This window comes from Actinomadura craniellae (assembly GCF_003289645.1).
Lineage (GTDB): Bacteria > Actinomycetota > Actinomycetes > Streptosporangiales > Streptosporangiaceae > Actinomadura_D > Actinomadura_D craniellae.
Genome location: NZ_QLYX01000003.1, coordinates 150,276 through 168,298, shown reverse-complemented (window position 1 = coordinate 168,298; position 18,023 = coordinate 150,276). Strand labels below are relative to the sequence as shown.

19 protein-coding genes are annotated in these 18,023 nt (G+C 72.4%); 5 read left to right on the top strand and 14 right to left on the bottom strand.

The window, feature by feature from the left end:
- Positions 1-135: 135 nt before the first annotated feature.
- On the top strand, positions 136-723 hold the full coding sequence (locus DPM19_RS07500; protein WP_111864090.1) for a TetR/AcrR family transcriptional regulator: 588 nt from the start codon (positions 136-138) through the stop codon (positions 721-723).
- Positions 724-828: 105 nt separating this feature from the next.
- Here the strand turns inward: DPM19_RS07500 and DPM19_RS07495 are convergent, their stop codons facing one another.
- Positions 829-1,689 (bottom strand): AraC family transcriptional regulator, encoded by an 861-nt coding sequence (locus DPM19_RS07495; protein WP_111864089.1) that lies wholly within the window; start codon positions 1,687-1,689, stop codon positions 829-831.
- A gap of 496 nt (positions 1,690-2,185) precedes the next feature.
- Positions 2,186-2,623, bottom strand: a complete 438-nt coding sequence (locus tag DPM19_RS07490; protein ID WP_111864981.1) for a gamma-glutamylcyclotransferase — start codon at positions 2,621-2,623, stop codon at positions 2,186-2,188.
- Between the two features lie 86 nt (positions 2,624-2,709).
- Here DPM19_RS07490 and DPM19_RS07485 point away from each other — a divergent pair, with 86 nt between their 5' ends.
- The gene (locus tag DPM19_RS07485) at positions 2,710-4,095 is read left to right on the top strand and encodes an NAD(P)H-quinone dehydrogenase (protein WP_111864088.1); all 1,386 of its coding nucleotides are present in this window, start codon (positions 2,710-2,712) and stop codon (positions 4,093-4,095) included.
- Here DPM19_RS07485 and DPM19_RS07480 read toward each other — a convergent pair.
- The 3 genes from DPM19_RS07480 to DPM19_RS07470 form a co-directional block, all read right to left on the bottom strand.
- Positions 4,092-4,670 carry a PH domain-containing protein gene (locus DPM19_RS07480; RefSeq protein WP_111864087.1) on the bottom strand — a complete coding sequence of 193 codons (579 nt, stop codon included), beginning with the start codon at positions 4,668-4,670 and terminating at the stop codon, positions 4,092-4,094. The genes DPM19_RS07485 and DPM19_RS07480 overlap by 4 nt on opposite strands.
- Positions 4,667-5,761 carry an adenosine deaminase gene (locus DPM19_RS07475; protein ID WP_111864086.1) on the bottom strand — a complete coding sequence of 365 codons (1,095 nt, stop codon included), beginning with the start codon at positions 5,759-5,761 and terminating at the stop codon, positions 4,667-4,669. Before DPM19_RS07475 ends, DPM19_RS07480 begins: the two co-directional genes overlap by 4 nt.
- A gap of 277 nt (positions 5,762-6,038) precedes the next feature.
- Positions 6,039-7,307 (bottom strand): thymidine phosphorylase, encoded by a 1,269-nt coding sequence (locus DPM19_RS07470; RefSeq protein WP_111864085.1) that lies wholly within the window; start codon positions 7,305-7,307, stop codon positions 6,039-6,041.
- Positions 7,308-7,472: 165 nt separating this feature from the next.
- On the opposite strand from DPM19_RS07470, the gene DPM19_RS07465 reads away from it, so the two are divergent.
- Complete coding sequence (locus DPM19_RS07465; protein WP_199484910.1) at positions 7,473-8,993, top strand: ArnT family glycosyltransferase; 1,521 nt, start codon at positions 7,473-7,475, stop codon at positions 8,991-8,993.
- On the opposite strand, the gene DPM19_RS07460 is transcribed toward DPM19_RS07465, so the two are convergent.
- Positions 8,977-9,402 (bottom strand): cytidine deaminase, encoded by a 426-nt coding sequence (locus DPM19_RS07460; RefSeq protein WP_111864084.1) that lies wholly within the window; start codon positions 9,400-9,402, stop codon positions 8,977-8,979. The genes DPM19_RS07465 and DPM19_RS07460 overlap by 17 nt on opposite strands.
- 168 nt (positions 9,403-9,570) lie before the next feature.
- Between DPM19_RS07460 and DPM19_RS07455 the strand changes: the two genes are divergently transcribed.
- Positions 9,571-9,936 (top strand): hypothetical protein, encoded by a 366-nt coding sequence (locus DPM19_RS07455; RefSeq protein WP_111864083.1) that lies wholly within the window; start codon positions 9,571-9,573, stop codon positions 9,934-9,936.
- 176 nt (positions 9,937-10,112) lie between these two features.
- Here DPM19_RS07455 and DPM19_RS07450 read toward each other — a convergent pair whose 3' ends face one another.
- Complete coding sequence (locus DPM19_RS07450; RefSeq protein WP_111864082.1) at positions 10,113-11,654, bottom strand: MDR family MFS transporter; 1,542 nt, start codon at positions 11,652-11,654, stop codon at positions 10,113-10,115.
- Positions 11,655-11,801: 147 nt separating this feature from the next.
- Between DPM19_RS07450 and DPM19_RS07445 the strand changes: the two genes are divergently transcribed.
- Entirely contained in the window at positions 11,802-12,380 is a 579-nt protein-coding gene (locus tag DPM19_RS07445; protein ID WP_111864081.1) for a TetR/AcrR family transcriptional regulator, read from the top strand.
- Between the two features lie 153 nt (positions 12,381-12,533).
- Here the strand turns inward: DPM19_RS07445 and DPM19_RS07440 are convergent, their stop codons facing one another.
- From DPM19_RS07440 to DPM19_RS07410, 7 genes are all read right to left on the bottom strand, one after another.
- A complete protein-coding gene (locus tag DPM19_RS07440; RefSeq protein WP_111864080.1) occupies positions 12,534-13,049 on the bottom strand; it encodes a methylated-DNA--[protein]-cysteine S-methyltransferase in 516 nt (171 codons plus the stop codon).
- A gap of 11 nt (positions 13,050-13,060) precedes the next feature.
- Complete coding sequence (locus tag DPM19_RS07435) at positions 13,061-14,524, bottom strand: AlkA N-terminal domain-containing protein (RefSeq protein ID WP_111864079.1); 1,464 nt, start codon at positions 14,522-14,524, stop codon at positions 13,061-13,063.
- Between the two features lie 95 nt (positions 14,525-14,619).
- Positions 14,620-15,489 carry a class II glutamine amidotransferase gene (locus DPM19_RS07430; RefSeq protein ID WP_111864078.1) on the bottom strand — a complete coding sequence of 290 codons (870 nt, stop codon included), beginning with the start codon at positions 15,487-15,489 and terminating at the stop codon, positions 14,620-14,622.
- Between the two features lie 191 nt (positions 15,490-15,680).
- Positions 15,681-16,052, bottom strand: coding sequence for a plasmid mobilization protein (locus DPM19_RS07425; RefSeq protein ID WP_111864077.1), 372 nt, complete (start codon positions 16,050-16,052; stop codon positions 15,681-15,683).
- 5 nt (positions 16,053-16,057) lie between these two features.
- On the bottom strand, positions 16,058-16,354 hold the full coding sequence (locus DPM19_RS07420) for a BrnT family toxin (protein ID WP_111864076.1): 297 nt from the start codon (positions 16,352-16,354) through the stop codon (positions 16,058-16,060).
- 69 nt (positions 16,355-16,423) lie between these two features.
- Entirely contained in the window at positions 16,424-17,065 is a 642-nt protein-coding gene (locus DPM19_RS07415) for a TetR/AcrR family transcriptional regulator (RefSeq protein WP_111864075.1), read from the bottom strand.
- A gap of 81 nt (positions 17,066-17,146) precedes the next feature.
- Positions 17,147-17,998, bottom strand: coding sequence for an enoyl-CoA hydratase/isomerase family protein (locus DPM19_RS07410; protein ID WP_111864074.1), 852 nt, complete (start codon positions 17,996-17,998; stop codon positions 17,147-17,149).
- Positions 17,999-18,023 lie beyond the last annotated feature (25 nt).

Genomic DNA, 18,023 nt, shown 5'->3' with positions numbered 1-18,023 from the left:
TCGGTCCAGTTCCTGGGGCGCACTGCCGTCCGACCAAGACTGGACCAGTAAGTCCAATCTGCATCAGCAAAATTGGACTGTCAAGTCCAGTTCCGTTACCGTGGACTCCCCGGCCGACCACAAGGAGACCGCCGCATGGTGCTCACCTCCCGCGGTGCCGCCACCCGGCGACGGATCGTCACCGGTGCGGCGGCCCTGTTCCGCGAGCGGGGTGTCGCGCAGGTCAGCCTGGACGACATCCGCGCCGCAACCGCCACCAGCAAGAGCCAGCTCTTCCACTACTTCCCCGGCGGGCGGTCCGAACTGCTCCTCGCTGTCGCCGAGCACGAGGCCGAGCAGGTCCTCGCCGACCAGCAGCCCCTGCTCGGCGACCTGACCGACTGGCGCAAGTGGCAGGCCTGGCGCGAACGGATCATCAAGATCTACGACGAGCAGCGCGCGGGCTGCCCGCTGTCCGCCCTCACCGCCCACCTGAGCCAGGCCGACCCGGCCGCGGCCCAGAAGATCGTCATCCGGATGAACGAACGCTGGCAGGCCCACCTCGCCACCGGCGTGCGGGCACTCAGCGACTCGGGCGAGATCGACCCGGCCACCGACCCTGACCAGACCGCCGCGACCATCATGACCGCGATCGTCGGCGGCGCCACCCTCCTCCAGGCCACCGACTCCATGACCTACCTGGAACTGGCCCTGACCCAGGCCCTGAACTCGCTACGCCGATAACGTCCTGGCCGCCGAACACCCACATGGGAGGCCGGCGACCAACCCAGGCCCTGGACCCGCTACGGCGGTGACGCGGCGGCGGGCCGGAGACCCGCCGCCGCCCGTTCAGACCCGCTCCACCGGGATCCACAGCTCGGCGTCCGCCTCGGCGCCGTCCTCCGACAGCCGGACGCGCGAGATCTCCGGCCCTGGCCTGCTCCGGTACGGGTTGGACGGGAACCACTGGGTGAACACGTCCCGCCACAGGTACTGGAGCGCCTGCGGGAACGCCCCCGAGCTCTCGAACACCGCCCACGTCCCCGACGGGACGTCGAGCGCGTCCATGTCCTCCGGCACATCGGCGCCGGACACCACCGCGTGGTAATAGTCCAGCTCAGCGCCCTCCCGGCGGTCCTCGCCCAGTCCCGCGCTGGCGTTGACGATCCCGCCCGGCTCCTGGTCCGACAGCTCCTCGATGCGCCGCACGGTCTCCGGATCGATGCTCCGGATGAACGCGGCGATCGCGGGGTTCATCCCCTCGTGGACGACGGTGACCCGGGCTCTCTTGCCCACCAGCCGGAACCCGTCCTTCTCTACCACCCGATACCGCATGCTCGTACTCCCTTCGACGATGAGACGGAAGGACATCCGGGGCTGGGATCGCAGCACCGCACCGGTCCGCCGGGCCTCCCCCGGCCCGATGCCGTGCATGGCGCGAAACGCCCGCGCGAACGCCTCGCCCGAGCCATAGCCGTAGCGCACCGCGATATCGAGCAGCGTCTCCTCCCCCGCGAGCACCCGGGCGCCCGCAACGGTGAGCCGCCTGCGCCGGACGTACTCCGACAGCGGCATCCCGGCCAGCGCGGAGAACAGCCGCCGAAAGTGGTACTCCGACGTGACCGCGATCCGCGCAAGCTCAGCCATCTCGATCCGCTGATCGAGGTTCCGCTCGATGTGCTCCATGGCCTGGTTCAGCCGATCCAGCACCCCGGCCTCCTTCCCTTACGCCCACTCACGCTAGGAAGCACCACCCACCCCGGACCCGACATCCCATGCCCGCCCCGGTCGGGTACACCCGGCCACCGACCACATCGAGAAACACCACCAGAAGCGAAGCGAACCTGATCCTTCAGCTTCCGGTGCCATAGCGCCCCGGATCCTGAAGGATCAGCGCACATCCACCTCTTGGCACTGATCCTTCAGCTTTCGAGGCGCCCTGACGCACCGGATGCTGAAGGATCTGTGAGTGTGTGCAGCGATGATCCTTCAGCTTTCGAGGCGCTATAGCGCTCTGGATGCTGAAGGATCACGCGACAAGGAACGGACGAGAGAGCAGCCGATGCGAAGCGAGGCGGTCCGGGAGCGGCGCCCGCGCCGTCTGGACTGAGGAGCGGTGAAGATCGTGAGGAACGAACGATCTTCACCGCGACGAGGGAAGACGGCGCGCCGAAGGCGCCGCGACAAGCGAGCGAAGCGAGCCAAGCTAACAGGGCCGGCTTCTCAGGTCCTTGACGTAGTCGTCCGGGGCGCCTGCCGCTTCCGCGGCGTCGGCGAGGATGCCCAGGTAGCGGGCCGACGGAAGCCCGCCCTCGTAGTCGTCGAGCACGTACAGCCAGCACAGCTCGTCCCCGTCCAGGGTCTCCACCCGGATGCGGATCTTGCGGTAGACGCCGAGGGCCGCGCCCTCCCAGGCGTCGAGTTCCTGCTCGTCCCACTCGGGCACGTCGTACAGGACGACGAACACGTGGTGGTCGGCGGCCTCGACGACCGTGGCCAGCGCGCCGTCCTTGCCGGCGGCCTCGCCGCCGAACGTCAGCCGCCAGCCGGGCAGCCACCCGGTGCCGCGCAGCGGGGAGTGCGGGGCCCGCTGGGCCATCTGCTCGGGGTCCATGTTGGAGGCGTACGCCGCGTACAGAGCCACGGTCGCCAAGCGTACGGCCTTCCGCGGGCGGACTGGCCACCGGATGGCAGGTCAGATCATCCCGGGATGTACGAAACAATGGGAACGTGACCCGCATTGTGATCATCGGAGGAGGCCCCGGCGGCTACGAGGCCGCCCTCGTCGCGGCGCAGCTCGGCGCCGACGTGACCGTGGTGGAGCGAGACGGTCCGGGCGGGGCGTGCGTGCTGACCGACTGCGTGCCGTCCAAGACGCTGATCGCCACCTCGACGCGGCGGGGCATCATGCAGGAGTCCGACACGCTGGGGTTGCGGTTCTCCGGTGGTCCCGACGGCATCGTCGGCGGGCTCGAAGTCGACCTCGGCATGGTCAACAAGCGGGTGAAGGATCTCGCCCGCGCCCAGTCGTTCGACGTCGCCGAGCGACTGGCCTACGAGGACGTGCGGATCGTCCGCGGCGAGGCCCGTTTCGTCGATCCCCAGATCATCGCGGTGGGCGACGAGCGGCTGCGCGCCGACGTGGTGCTCATCGCGACCGGCGCCACCCCCCGGGTGCTGCCGGGCGCCGAGCCGGACGGCGAGCGCATCCTGAGCTGGCGGCAGCTCTACGACCTGCCCGAACTGCCCGAGGAACTGATCGTGGTCGGTTCGGGGGTGACCGGCGCCGAGCTGGCCTCCGCCTACCTGTCGCTGGGTTCGAAGGTGACGTTGGTCTCTTCGCGCGACCGCATCCTGCCATCCGAGGACGCCGATGCGGCCGGCGTGCTGGAGGAGGTCTTCCGCCGGCGCGGCATGAACGTCCTGTCGCGGTCGCGGGCGGCCGGGGTGGAGCGGTCCGGCGACGGCGTGATCGTGACCCTGGACGACGGCCGCAAGGTCGAGGGCTCGCACTGCCTGATGACGGTCGGCATGGTGCCGAACACCCGCGGCATCGGGCTCCCGGAGGTGGGTGTGCGGCTCGACTCGCGGGGGTTCATCACCGTCGACAAGGTGTCCCGGACGTCCGCCCCGCACATCTACGCGGCGGGTGACTGCACCGGGGTGCTGATGCTCGCCTCGGTCGCGGCCATGCAGGGCCGGATCGCCATGTGGCACGCGCTGGGCGAGGCCGTCCAGCCGCTCAAGATGGGCTGGGTGGCGGCGAACATCTTCACCGACCCTGAGGTCGCCACGGTCGGGGTGACCCAGGCGATGGTCGACTCCGGCGAGGTCAACGCCCGCGAGGTCGTGCTGCCGCTGGCCACCAACCCGCGGGCCAAGATGCAGGGTTTCGAGGACGGTTTCGTCAAGCTGTTCTGCCGGCAGTCCACCAGCATCGTGCTGGGCGCGGTCATCGTGGCGCCGCGGGCCAGCGAGCTGATCCTGGGCGTCTCGGTGGCGGTGCAGCAGCACCTCACCGTCGACCAGGTGGCGCACACCTTCGCGGTCTACCCGTCGCTGTCGGGCAGCATCACCGAGGCGTCCCGCCGCCTGATGCAGGAGTCGGCCTACTAGCCGACGGCGAAGGCCACCGCCACCGCGAGGAGCGCGGCGGGGACGGCCAGCGCGGCGACGGCCGAGCGTGACCAGCGGGCGGTGCCCGTCCCGGCGCCCGGCTCCGGGCCGCCGCGGTGCCGGGCGGCCACTTCGTTCAGTTGCTCGACGGCGTAGGTGGTGGGGGTGCGGTCCTTCAGGGCGGCGTCCCGGGTGTGGCGTTTCTGCCGGGCCGCCGCGCGGGGGGAGGTCTGCAGCACCCAGGCGCGGGCGGTGCGCTCGGCCCCGTCCGCGCCGGTGTAGTGCAGGACCACCGCGTGGGTGGCCTCGATCTTCCGCACCGCGGGCCAGGGCGCGTCGATGTCGCGCAGCGGGTTGCGTAGCCGCAGGCCGTGCTCGCCGGCCTCGATCCGGGGGCGCAGGCCCAGCACGTAGGCGATCCCGCAGCCGAGCAGCAGCGCCGCGGCCGCCACCGCCGCCGCGGCGTCGCGGCCGCGCAGCGCCACGTCCAGCAGGTTGAGCGCGGCGAACACCAGCCACACCCAGGCGGCCACCCGCGCCCCGGTGGAGCGCAGCACCATCTCCGGTCCGGTCATGCGAGCGGGCGGTCGCCGTGCCACTTGAGCCGGTCGAAGCCGGGCTTGATGACGCCATTGATGAGTTCGAGGCGCTCGTCGAACCCGATGAACGCCGACTTCATCGCATTGACGGTGAACCAGCGCAGGTCGTCCCAGTCGTAGTCGAACGCGCCGACCAGCTTGGCGAACTCCTCCGACAGGGTGGTGCCGCTCATCAGCCGGTTGTCGGTGTTGACCGTGACCCGGAAGTAGAGGCTGCGCAGCAGCCCGATCGGGTGCTCGGCGATCGACCTGGCCGCCCCCGTCTGGAGGTTGGAGGTCGGGCACATCTCCAGCGGGATGCGCTTGTCGCGCACGTACGCGGCCAGCCGGCCCAGCTGCGGCCGGTCGGTGTCGCGGTCGGTGATGTCGTCGACGATGCGCACCCCGTGGCCGAGCCGGTCGGCCCCGCACCACTGGATGGCCTGCCAGATGGACGGCAGCCCGAACCCCTCCCCCGCGTGGATGGTGAAGTGGGCGTTCTCCCGCTGGAGGTACTCGAAGGCGTCCAGGTGCCGGGTGGGCGGGTAGCCGGCCTCGGCCCCGGCGATGTCGAACCCCACCACCCCGGCGTCGCGGTAACGCACCGCCAGCTCGGCGATCTCCATGCTGCGCGCCTGGTGCCGCATCGCGGTGACCAGCGTCCCGACCCGGATGCCGTGCTCGCGGCCCCCCTCGGCGAACCCGGTGACGACCGCCTCGACGATCTTCTCCAGGGGCAGCCCGGTCTGGGTGTGTAGCTCGGGGGCGAAGCGCACCTCGGCGTAGACGACGCCGTCGGCGGCCAGGTCCTCGGCGCACTCGTACGCCACCCGGCGCAGCGCGTCCTCGGACTGCATCACCCCGACGGTGTGGCTGAACGTCTCCAGGTACCGTTCCAGCGACCCCGAGTCGGCCGCCGAGGTGAACCACGCGCGCAGTTCCTCGGCGTCCTCGGCGGGCAGGTTCCGGTAGCCGCCCGCGCGGGCGAGGTCGACCACGGTCTGGGGTCGGACGCCGCCGTCGAGATGGTCGTGCAGCAGCACCTTCGGCGCGCGCCGGATGTCTTCGAGAGTCGGCCTGTCGGTCATCTTCCGAAGTTATCCCAGGAGGACGCCCCGAATCTCTGGCGGGTTCCGCCGAACCTGACCCACTCCACGGAAGACGTTCCACCTGCCCCGGTCAGGTGACGCGGTCGTACACCCCGCTCTTGAGCGCGGCGGCGAACGCGCGCCGACGCCGGTCCGGCGGGGACGACACCCCCGGGATGTGATCGTGGAGGATCCAAGGTGCCATGGCACCTTGGATCCTCCACGATCACAGCTCCGGGCAGACGGCGATGCGGGTGGGGCCGGGCACCGCACCAGGTCAGGTGACGCGGTCGATGACCAGGGGCAGGAGTCCGGACGGGCCGTCGATCTCGACGGCGCCGTCCAGGGCGGCCAGGGCCCGGTCGAAGCGGTCGGGGTCGTCGGCGTGCAGGGTGAGCAGGGGCTGCCCGGCGGTGACGTGCTCGCCGGGGGCGGCGTGGCAGGTGACGCCGGCGCCGAACGAGACCGGGTCCTCCTTGCGGGCGCGGCCGGCGCCCAGCCGCCAGGCGGCGACCCCCACCCCGTAGGCGTCCAGCCGGGTGAGGGTGCCGGTGGCGGGGGCGGTCACCACGTGGGTCTCGGGGGCGGCCGGCAGGGGCGCGTCCGGGTCGCCGCCCTGGGCGGAGATCATCCGGCGCCAGACGTCCATCGCCGAGCCGTCGCGCAGCGCGTCCGCCGGGTCGGGGCCGGCGATCCCGGCGGCGGACAGCATCTCGCGGGCCAGGGTGACCGTCAGTTCCACCACGTCGGCGGGGCCGCCGCCGGCCAGCACCTCCACCGACTCGGCCACCTCCAGGGCGTTGCCGACGGCCCGGCCGAGGGGGCGGTCCATCGCGGTGAGCAGGGCGACGGTCTTCAGCCCGTGGTCGGTGCCGATGGCGACCATGGTCTCGGCGAGTTCGCGGGCGCGCTCAACCGTCTTCATGAAGGCGCCGGAGCCGACCTTCACGTCCAGCACCAGCGCCCCGGTACCCTCGGCGATCTTCTTCGACATGATCGAGGAGGCGATCAGCGGGATCGACTCCACGGTGCCGGTGACGTCGCGCAGCGCGTACAGCTTGCGGTCGGCGGGGGCCAGCCCGGAGCCCGCGGCGCAGACCACCGCCCCGGTGCCGCGCAGCACGTCCAGCATCTCGGCGGGCGACAGCGCGGCCCGCCAGCCGGGGATCGACTCCAGCTTGTCGAGCGTGCCGCCGGTGTGGCCCAGCCCGCGGCCGGAGAGTTGCGGGACGGCGGCGCCGCAGGCCGCGACCAGCGGCGCCAGCGGCAACGTGATCTTGTCGCCGACCCCGCCGGTGGAGTGCTTGTCGGTGGTGGGGCGGTCCAGCGCGGACCACTCCATCCGCTCGCCGGAGGCGATCATCGCCTCGGTCCAGCGGGCGACCTCGGACCGCTCCATGCCGTTCAACAGGATCGCCATGGCCAGCGCGGACATCTGCTCCTCGGCCACGGCGCCCCGGGTGTAGGCGTCGATCACCCAGTCGATCTGCTCGGCCGACAGCGCGCCGCCGTCGCGCTTGGTCCGGATGACGTCGATGGCATCCATGGTTCCCCCACTCGCTCCCGGCGGTTCCGGCCCGCCGTGCCGCCAGCACAGACTAGACGCCCCGGAAACCGGCGCACCATCCGCCGCCCGGCCTGGGGAAACCGGCACGATCCGGTCACCGAGACGATCATGACTCGTCGAGTGCCGGCAGCGTAGGGTGCGGGCATGCCTGCCCCCGGTACGGCGGAATCCGCCACGGTCGAAGATCACTCCCCTCCCTCGATCCCCTGGCGGCCGGTGCTGGCCCTGGCCGGCGCGCTGGGTGTCGTGCTGCTGGCCCTCAGCACCCGGTACGGCTACCACCGTGACGAACTGTACTTCCGGGTCGCCGGACAGAATCTGGACTGGGGTTACCCCGACCAGCCCCCACTGCTCCCGCTGCTCACCCGGGCGATCACCGAACTGTTCGGCGACGCGCTGTTCGTACAACGGCTCCCGGCGGCCCTGCTGTCCGCGGCGGGTGTGGTCGTCGCCGCCCTGACCGCGCGCGAGCTGGGCGGGCACCGCCGCGCCCAGTTGCTCACCGCCGGGGCGTACACCGTCTGCCCCTTCGTGAGCGCCACCGGCCACGCCTTCTACACGGCGACGCTCGACCTGTTCGTCTCCACCGCCCTGGTGTGGCTGGCCGTCCGCTGGGTGCGCACCCGCGACCAGCGGCTGCTGCTCGGCATCGGCGTCGTGGCCGCCGTGGCGGTGAACGTCAAGTACCTGGCCGTCTTCCTGCTCGCCGCGCTCGTGGCGGGACTGGTGATCAGCGGGCCGCGGGACTTCGCGCGCCGCCCGATGCTGCTGGCCGGAGCCTTGATCGCCGGGGCCGCCGCGGTCCCAGGGCTGCTCTGGCAGGCGCGGCACGGCTGGCCGCAACTGGAGATGGCCGACCAGATCGCCGCCGAGGGGGATTTCGGCGGGCGACCCGGGTTCATCCCCTTCCAACTGCTCCTCACCGGGGTGGTGCTCTCATGGCTGTGGATCTACGGTCTGTGGCGGCTGTTCCGCTCCCGCGAGCTGGCCCCCTACCGCTTCCTGGGGTACGGGTACCTGCTGCTGACCGCTCTCTTCCTGGTCACCGCCGGCAAGCCGTACTACCTGGCGGGCCTGTGGGCGGCGCTGTGGGCGGCGGGCGCCGTCGAGGTCGAGCGCCGCGGCGCCCCGCGCGGGGCAGGCTGGACGATCACGGTCCCGGCGTACGTGTTCACCGGGATCTCCACCGTGCTGCTCACCCTGCCCGTCTACCCGGTGGGGATGCTGGCGGACACCCCGCAGCCGGTCATCAACGCGGACACCGCCGAGACCGTCGGCTGGCCGCGGTTCGCCGCCGAGGTCGCCCGGGTGCACCGCGCGCTGCCGGCGGCCGAGCGCGCCCGGGCGACGATCGTGACGTCCAACTACGGCGAGGCCGGAGCGCTCGACCGGTACGGCCCGGAACTCGGCCTGCCCCGCGCCTACAGCGGCCACAACGGCTACTGGTACTTCGGGCGGCCCGCCGACACCGGCGGCCCCACGATCTTCATCGGCCCCGAGGGCGACGCCGGTCTGCGCCGCTTCTGGACGGACGTGACCGCCGCAGGCCGCATCGACAACGGCGTCGACCTCGACAACGAGGAACAGGGCAAGTCGGTGTGGGTCTGCCGCGGGCAGCGCATGCCCTGGACAGCGCTGTGGCCGCAGCTCAGGCACCTGAGCTGAACCGCACCCGGTCCAGGTCGTCGGGGCCGAAGGCGTCGGGTAGCACCTCGGTCATCGGGACGACCCCCCGGGCGGTCTCCAGCAGCAGGTCCGGCCCGCCGTGCTCCCACAGCAGTTGCCGGCATCGGCCGCAGGGCATCAGCGGGTCGCCGTTGCCGTCCACCACGACCAGCGCCACCAGCCGGGGGCGCTCGCTCCGCTTGCCGGGCCCGTGCAGGTCGCTGACCAGGCTGCACTCGGCGCACAGCCCAACCCCGTAGGAGGCGTTCTCCACGTTGCACCCGCTGACGACCCGCCCGTCGTCGGCCAGCGCCGCCGCCCCCACCGGGAACCCCGAGTACGGCGCGTACGCCCGCCGCATCGCGTCCCGCGCGGCCGCCCGCAGCCCGGCCCAGTCGATCTCGTTCATCGTTACTCCTTGAGGCTGGAGACCCCCGGCTTCAGCCGTGGGGAGGAAGCCGGTCCCACCCTCGTGACCTGGATGATTCCCCAGGCACGATAAGCCCTGCCCGTTCCCGCCTCCGCCGGGGGGGGAGCCCGCCCGAACCCGGCGCGGCCACCGGCCATCCGACAGAGCATGGAAACAACCCAGAGCTGGACCGTCGCCGGCGGCACCACCGACGGCGTGACGGACGCGATCCTGCGCAGCCTCGCCGCCGCGGGGTGGCGGGACCTGACCCGGCAGGACGGATCCGTCCAGGCCCGTTTCGGATCGCGGCTGGCGTTCCGCCTTTTCGGCGCCTACCTGGCCCCGGGTCGCGACCGCTTCCCGATGCGGCTCACCGTGTCGGTCGGCGAGCTGGCCACCGGCACCGTCGTCGCCGCGCGGCTCAGCAGCGACGAGGGCTTCTACCTGGCCCGGATCCCCGCCATGACCCGCCTCTTCGAGCGCAACTCCGCCGACCTGTTCGCCGCGCTGGAAACCGGCACCCGGGCGGCCTGAACCCGCCCGGGTGCCGGGGACTCAGCCGGCCACCGCGCCTTCGCCCAGTACGCGGCCTTGAGCCCGCCCGGGTGCCAGGGCCCGGTTCCCGCGCGAACCCGCCCAGGTACCGGGGACTCGGCCACCGCACCTTCGGCCAGCATGCGGCCTTGAGCCCGCCCGGGGTGCCGGGGACTTCAGCTCTTGCCCGCCGCCGCGGGCACCTCCACGGGCGTCTCCTGGGCGGGGAGGTCGAGGCTGTCGCGCAGGCTGACCGGCTTGAGGAACAGGGCCGCGACGATCCCCACCACGGCGATCCCGGCGGCGATCATGAAGATGTGGCCGGTGGCGTCCCCGTAGGCGGCGCGGACGATCTCGCGGACCGGTTCGGGCAGCGCGGCCAGGTCGAGGCTGCCGGCCGCGTCCCCGCCGCCCTGCACCCCGGCAGCGGCGAGTTGCCGGGTGATGAGGTCGGAGACGCGGGCGGCCAGGACGGCGCCCAGCACGGACACCCCGATGGTGCCGCCCAGCGAGCGGAAGAAGGTGACGGCCCCGCTGGCCGCGCCCAGTTCGCTCAGCGGCACGGAGTTCTGCACGACGAGCACCAGGTTCTGCATGGACATGCCGACCCCGGCTCCGACCAGCAGCATGGCGGCGCCGATGAGGTAGAGCGAGGTCTGGTGGTCGACGGTGCCCAGCACGGCGAACCCCACGGCGAGCACGATCGTCCCGGTGAGGATGTACGGCTTGACCTGGCCGGTCTTGGTGGTCAGCCGGCCGGAGATGGTCGAGGACACCAGCACGCCGACCATCATCGGGATGGTGAGCAGGCCCGCCTCGGTGGGGCTGTAGCCGCGTCCGATCTGGAAGTACTGGCCGAGGAATACGGCGCCGCCGAACATGGCCATGCCCACGGCGAGGCTGGCCACAATGGACAGGGCGGTGTTGCGCCGGCGCACGATGTCCAGCGGCACGACCGGCTCGGCCGCCCGCGACTCCACCCACACGGCCAGCGCGAGGACGAGCACGCCCGAACCGGCCATGGCGGCGGTCTGCCAGGACGCCCAGGCGAACGACTCGCCGACGAAGGTGACCCAGATGAGCAGGACGCAGACGCCCGCGGCGATCAGCGTGGCGCCCAGGTAGTCGATCTTGACGTTGTCGCGGCGCAGCACGGGCAGCTTCAGCGTCTTCTGCAGCAGGAGGAACGCGACGGCCGCGACGGGCACCCCGATGAAGAAGCACCAGCGCCAGCCCAGCCAGGAGACGTCCACGATCAGGCCGCCCAGCAGCGGGCCGCCGACCGTCGCCAGGGCCATGACGCCGCCGAGGTAGCCGAAGTAGCGGCCCCGCTCGCGGGGGCTGATCATGGCGGCGATGACGACCTGCACCAGGCTCTGCACCCCGCCCAGGCCCAGTCCCTGGAAGGCGCGGGCGGCGATCAGCTGCCCGGCGTCCTGCGCGAACCCGGAGACCAGCGAGCCGATCATGAAGATGACGATGGACGCCTGGAGCAGGGTCTTCTTGCTGTAGAGGTCGGCGAGCTTGCTCCAGATGGGGGTGGTGGCGGTGGAGGAGAGCAGGGTGGCCGTCACGACCCAGGTGAACTGGGACTGGCCGCCGTGCAGCGCGCCGATGATCTGCGGCAGCGCGGTGGACACCACGGTGGCGCTCAGCATCGCCGCGAAGAGCACCAGCAGCAGGCCGCTGAGCGCCTCCAGGGTCTGCCGGTGCGTCATCGGCGCGGACGGGGACTGGGAGCTCAAGAGCTGCCTCCGGGAAAACGATCTCGTCCCGCGCGAGGCGGGATTATGCCTCGGGCACTATATGCCCATTGGGTAAGTTTGCCCAATGGGCATGATTTTTCCCGGTAAGGTGACCGCATCATGAGCACCACAGTGGGGTTGCGCGAGCGGAAGAAGGCCGCGACCCGGCAGTCGCTGTACGAAGCCGCGGTCCGGCTGGCGGTCGAGCACGGGCTGGAGAACGTCACCGTCGAGGCCATCGCCGACGCGGCCGGCGTCTCCCGGCGCACCTTCTCCAACTACTTCGCCGGCAAGGACGACGCCCTCCTGTACGGCGAGGAACTGTGGCTGCGCGCCCTGCTCGCCGCGTTCACCGACCGCCCCGCCGGGGAGTCCTCACGGACGGCGCTGCGCCACGCCTTCCACGCCCTCCACGCCGAGCGCGGCGAGCCCGAGCCCGGCCGGGCCGCCCGCCTCCGGCTGGTCAAGCAGCACCCCTCGCTGCTCGCCCGGCAGATGGCCCGCTACGCGGACTTCGAGCGGGAACTCGCCGAGCTGATCAGCGCGCGCGACGGCCGGCCGGAGGTGGACGTCCGGGCGCGCGTCCAGGCCGCATCCTTCCTGACCGGCCTGCGGGTCGCCGCGCACCTGTGGATCGAGCAGCAGGGGGCGCGTTCCCTGCGCTCCGTCATGGACGAGGTACTCGACCACCTCGCCTGACCGGCCCCGGAAGCACGGCCGGCCCCCGGCGGACCTCCGCCGCCAGGGCCTCCTCCTCGCTGGGAGCCCGCCGGGCGAAGCCGGACCGGGGTGAGCAAAGTCATGAATCCGACTCTTCCGCCGAACCGGTCACGCCGCCCCGCCGGGCGCGGCTCAGAAGAGCCGGGCCTCGTCCGGGGACTCGGTGCGGGACTCCAGGTCGAGGAGGAACCGCTTGCGCTCCAGGCCGCCGCCGTACCCGGTGAGGCCGGTGGTGCCGACCACCCGGTGGCAGGGGACGACGATGCTGACCGGGTTGCGGCCGTTGGCCAGGCCCACGGCGCGCGACGCGGTGGGGTTGCCGATCTCCCGGGCGAGTTCCCCGTAGGTGATGGTCTCGCCGTACGGGATCTCCCGCAGCGCGGCCCAGACCCGGCGCTGGAACTCCGTCCCGTGCATGGCCAGCGGCAGGTCGAAGCCGGTCAGCTCGCCCGCGAAGTAGGCGGTGAGCTGTTCCGCGGCGGCGCCGAGCGGGGCGGCGCCGGGGTCGTGGACGCCGAACGTCTCGCCTGGAGGGCGGTGCCGCTGGACGTTCATGTAGAGCCCGCACAGCGCATCGCCCTCGGCCACCAGCGTGAGCGGGCCGATCGGGCTGTCCAGCACGGTGTGCGCGCGAGTTTCAGTGATCATGGAGTCCTCCTTCAGGCGGCGGGCAGCCGGTTGATCGCGTGGTCACCGGTGGCCCACAGGTACTGGACGGCGTAGGCGCGCCAGGGGCGCCAGGCGCAGGAACGGCGGGCGAGGGCCGCCGGGGCGGCGGGCAGGTCCAGGGCGCGGGCGGCGGCGCGGACGCCCAGGTCGCCCGGGACGAACGCGTCCGGGTCGCCGAGGGCGCGCATCGCGACCGTCTCGACGGTCCACGGGCCGATCCCGGGCAGCGCGGCGAGGCGGGCGCGGGCCTCGTTCCAGTCGCCGCCGACGCCGAGGTCGATCTCCCCGGCGGCCAGCTCCTCCGCCAGTGCGGCGACCGTCGCCCGGCGCGCCCGGGGCAGGGCGAGTTCCGCCCCGGCCAGCGCGCCCGGCTCGGGGAAGAGGCGGGTGAGCCCGCCGCCGGGGTCCTCGACCGGCTCGCCGCGGGCGGCGGCGAGCCGGCCCGCGTGGGTGCGGGCGGCGGCGGTGGACACCTGCTGGCCGAGCACGGCCCGGACGGCGAACTCGGCCCCGTCCGGGCTGCGCGGCACCCGCCGGCCGGGCGCCTTGTCCACCAGCGGCGCCAGCACCGGGTCGGCGCGCAGCAGGTCGTCGACCGCGACGGGGTCGGCGTCCAGGTCGAGCGTCCACCGGCAGCGGCTGATCGCGACGGTCAGGTCGCGCAGGTCGGTGAGGGTGAGCGTGCAGGCCACGTGCTCGGGCCGCGGGCTCAGCGCGACGATCCCCGGCCCGCCGGGCAGCCGCAGGGTGCGCCGGTACGCGCCGTCCCGCCACTCCTCCACGCCGGGGACAGCGTTGGCCGCCAGATGCCCGAAGAGGTTGTCCGGGCAGAGCGGCCGGCGGAACGGCAGCCGCAGCGAGATCGTCCCCGCCGCGGCGGCGGGCCGGCCCCGGGCGGCGCGTTCGCGCAGCAGGGTGGGGGTGAGCGCGAAGACCTCGCGGACGGTGTCGTTGAACGTCCGGATGCTGGCGAACCCCGCCGCGAACGCCACGTCCGCCATCGGCAGCGCGGTGGTCTCGATCAGCAGCCGCGCGGTCTGCGCCCGCTGCGCCCGGGCGAGCGCCAGCGGCCCCGCCCCCAGCTCGGCCTGGAGCTGCCGCTCGACCTGCCGGGCGCTGTACCCCAGCCGGACGGCCAGCCCCGGCACCCCCTCGCGGTCCACCACCCCGTCGGCGATCAGCCGCATCGCGCGGGCGACCGCGTCGGCCCGGTGGTTCCACTCCGGCGACCCCGGGGCGGCGTCCGGCCGGCACCGCTTGCAGGCCCGGAACCCGGCCCGCTGCGCGGCGGCGGCGCTGGGGTAGAAGCGCATGTTCTCCGCCTTCGGCGGCGTCGCCGGGCAACTCGGCCGGCAGTAGATGCCGGTGGTCAGCACCCCGGTGAAGAACCACCCGTCGAACCGGGCGTCCTTCGCCTGGACGGCCCGCACGCACCGCTCCACGTCCTCATGCATGCCTCCAGCATCGCCACCGCCCACCCACAACCGCTAGCGAAAAACCGACATCAACGTGCGGGCTCCGGCGGCGGCCCCGAACTCCGTGTCCCGGGTCAGGCCAGGCGCTGGGAGGCGGCGGCCTCCGGGCGGAGGTCGGTGAGGGCCAGCCGGTGGGTGGGCTCCTCGGGGAGCGCGATCCGGCAGGTGAGGGTGCGGTCCGGTGCGATGTGCAGCAGCTCGCCGGGTTCCATCGGGCGCCAGCAGGGGTTGTCGTCCATGCGCTCGCTGGCGACGACGGTCGCGGGGGTGGTCGCCAGGTCGTCGGAGTGGACGCGGATCCGGCCCTCGGTGCCGCAGTGGTCCAGGTGCCGGCAGCCGTACTGGCCGCCGCCGGGGCGGTCGAGCACGTGCAGCTCGTGGGTGTCGGGGTAGCGCAGCGCCCACAGCTCGTCCGGGGTGGTGATGATCAGGTTGAGGGCGTACAGCGGCAGGTTCCGGGCGACCCAGCGGGCGGCGTGCTCGATGCCCGCGGCGACGTCCCCGCCGCGGGCCTCGGTCTCCCGGCTGACCAGGGTGAAGAAGCGCTCGGAGTCGGTCTCGCCCTGGACCCGCGACCTGGCGGGCCCCAGCTCCGCGTCGAGCGCGGGCAGGTCCTCGATCACGCCGTTGTGCGCGAACAGCCGGCCGTCCTGCAGGAAGGGGTGGGTGTTGCGCTCGGCCAGCCCGCCGGTGGACGCGAACCGGATGTGCGCCAGGAACATCTCGGACTCCACCTGCCTGGCCTCCTGGGCGAAGCACCGGTCCGCGTAGGCGGCGATGGGGGACTTGTGGACCCGCGGGGCGCCGCCCGCGGCGAAGTACCCCAGGCCGGTGCCGTCGGGCTGGTGGCGGCTCTGCCGGCAGAGGCTGTCCGGCGCGTCCAGCAACCAGAAGATCGCCCGCGTCCGTGCGGGCGCGCTGCTCATCCCGAACAGACGGCACATCCGGAGCCTCCCGCGGTGGCCCGCCCCTCCCGAGCCGGAGGGGCACCGCCCCGGCACCGCCGGGTCGTGCGACCTCCCTGCCGGGGACGGCACCGGACCCCCTTCCCCGCGACGCGGCCGGCAGTCGTGGCCGCCGGTCGTGGCCGCGCACCGGCGGGAGCCCCGGTCCGGTCCGTCCGGGGGTCAGGGGTTCACTCGGAGGTCTTCGACAGCAGGCGGGCCCGCTTGCGCGCCCGGCCCCGGCTCTTCTTCTCCAGCTTCTTCACCCGGGTGAGCGCGGTGGTCAGCTCGACGCGCAGCTCGGCCAGCTCGCCCGGTTCGGACAGCACCTGCGGGGGCTCCGTCAGGGCCGCCAGGGTCGCCTGGCGGATGAAGGTGGACGTCTTCATCCCGGCGGCGTTGGCGGCTTCTCCTATCCGGACGAGCTCCTCCTCGCTGAACCGGGTGGAGATCACCCGGGCGAGCGAGGCCGGTCGGAAGCCGGCCTCGAACTCCTCGCGGTTCGCGTAGAAGTACTCGGCCTCCTCCTCTTCGGTCAGCTGCTCGAACGGCTTCTCGGTCACTCTGATCATTTCCTCTCGTACGCGGTGATCGGGCGGGCCAGGTCCAGCTCCAGCTCGCCCCACTCGCGGCGAAGGGTCACCGGATACTTGATCACAACGGTGATCCTGCGCCCGGCGTCCGTCGTGCCGTGGACCAGGTAGCGCGCTTCGAGTTCGGTTCCGTCGTTCCTGCGCGCCGGTGCGATCTCGTGCGGGTTGCCGATGGCCTGATTGATCTCTTCTTCCGTGACGCCGTGGCGCTGGGCATGGTCGCGGTTCGCGTCGTCCCATTCGAGCGGTAACTCGATCAGAGGCTTGATCACGTCGCGACCCTCATGTAATACACACTAGCTCAGTTGTATTACATCGCCGGGCCGGGTGGAATCCCCGGGTCAGCCGGAAGGGACGGACCCCTTACCCGGCACGCCCCCGAGGATCGCCATCACCGTCCGCTGCATGACCCGGGTGGCCTCGTCGACGGACAGGCCGAGGTCGTCGCGGCTCCCCATCCACGTCGGCCAGGTGCAGGTCACCAGCAGAGCGCTCACGAGCTCGTCGGCGTCCGCCCCGGCCAGCGCGATCTCCGGCGCGAACGTCTGCCCGATGTCGGTGCGCAGGCGCTCGTTGTGCCGCCGGCGGTTCCGTCTCAGCTGCTCCGAGAACGGGAGCCGTAATTGCGCGGCACGGGACGCCCCGGCGATCGACTCGAGCATCCTTGCCCGCTGGTGGCAGAAATCGCGTACCCGGTCTTCGAGGGGACGATCAGCCGGAATCACGTAATGGTGGGCGTACTGCACCTCAAGGGTCTTCTCCCCCGTCGCGGCGAAGAGGCTCTCGAGGTCGGGGAAGTGGCTCCAGAGAGTACGCAGAGAGACGCCGGCACGCTTGGCGACCTGGGCCGCGGTCGGCCGCAGGGTGCCTTCCATCATCAGAGCCATGTTGGCGTCGACGATCGAGGCTCTCGTCCGCTGCGCCCGCAGCGTCCGACCATCCGTGATCGGCTGCTGGGACGGGGCCGCCTCGCGCGAACTCATGCCGTCACACCTCCTGGGACGAGTTTCTCATGTGCGGCGAACGGACTGGCGGCATACGCTCCGGGCGAGCGACGGCGGCGATCAGACGCGGTCATCGAAGAGGTGGACGGGGAAGTCCTTCGTCTTGGAGAGCGTCCACCGGGGGTCACGCTTCTCCCGGAACGCGGTGACACCCTCGGGCGCGTCCGCATGCTGGCCCGCCCACCGGAAGAGCTCCCGCTCCAGTTCGAGCGCCGCGGTCCGGTCGGTCTCCTCGAGGAAGCGGCGCGCCACGAGTTTGGTGATCGCGGCCGAGACGGGTGCGACGTTCGTGGCGATGTCGGTGGCGAGGCGGGTCGCGGTCGCCACCACAGCCTCGGCGGGCACCGCCTGCGACGCGATGCCCAGGCCGACCGCCTCCGCCCCGGAGAAGATCCGTCCGGTCAGGAGCAGGTCCATGGCCCGGGAGTATCCGATCAGGCGCGGCAGGCTCCACAGCAGGTCGGCGTCGGGGATCACGCCACGCCGGTTGAAGACGAAACCGAGCTTGGCCTCCTCGGCAACCACGAGGATGTCGGCCCGGAGCGCCATCGTCATCCCGGCCCCGACCGCGTGGCCGTTCACGGCCGCGATGACCGGCGTGCGGATGCGGTCGGCGGGGCGGTGCGGGCCGGGGTACTTCGCCTCCGCCTCGGCGCGGGTCAGCGAGCCGTCGAACGTGCGGCCGGCGGGCAGCAGGCCCGCTCCGGCGCAGAAGGCCCGGCCGGCGCCGGTCAGGATGACCGCCCGGATGGCGTCGTCGTCCTCGAAACGCCCCAGCGCGTGACCGATCTCGGCCGACATCAGCCAGTCCCAGCTGTTGAGCTGGTCGGGCCGGTTGAGGGTGATGGTGCCGATCGGGCCGTCGCTGTCGACGAGGATCGACTCGTAGGCGGGTACAGGGGTGCTCGTCATGCGTCCTCCAGGGGAAGGGGCCGAC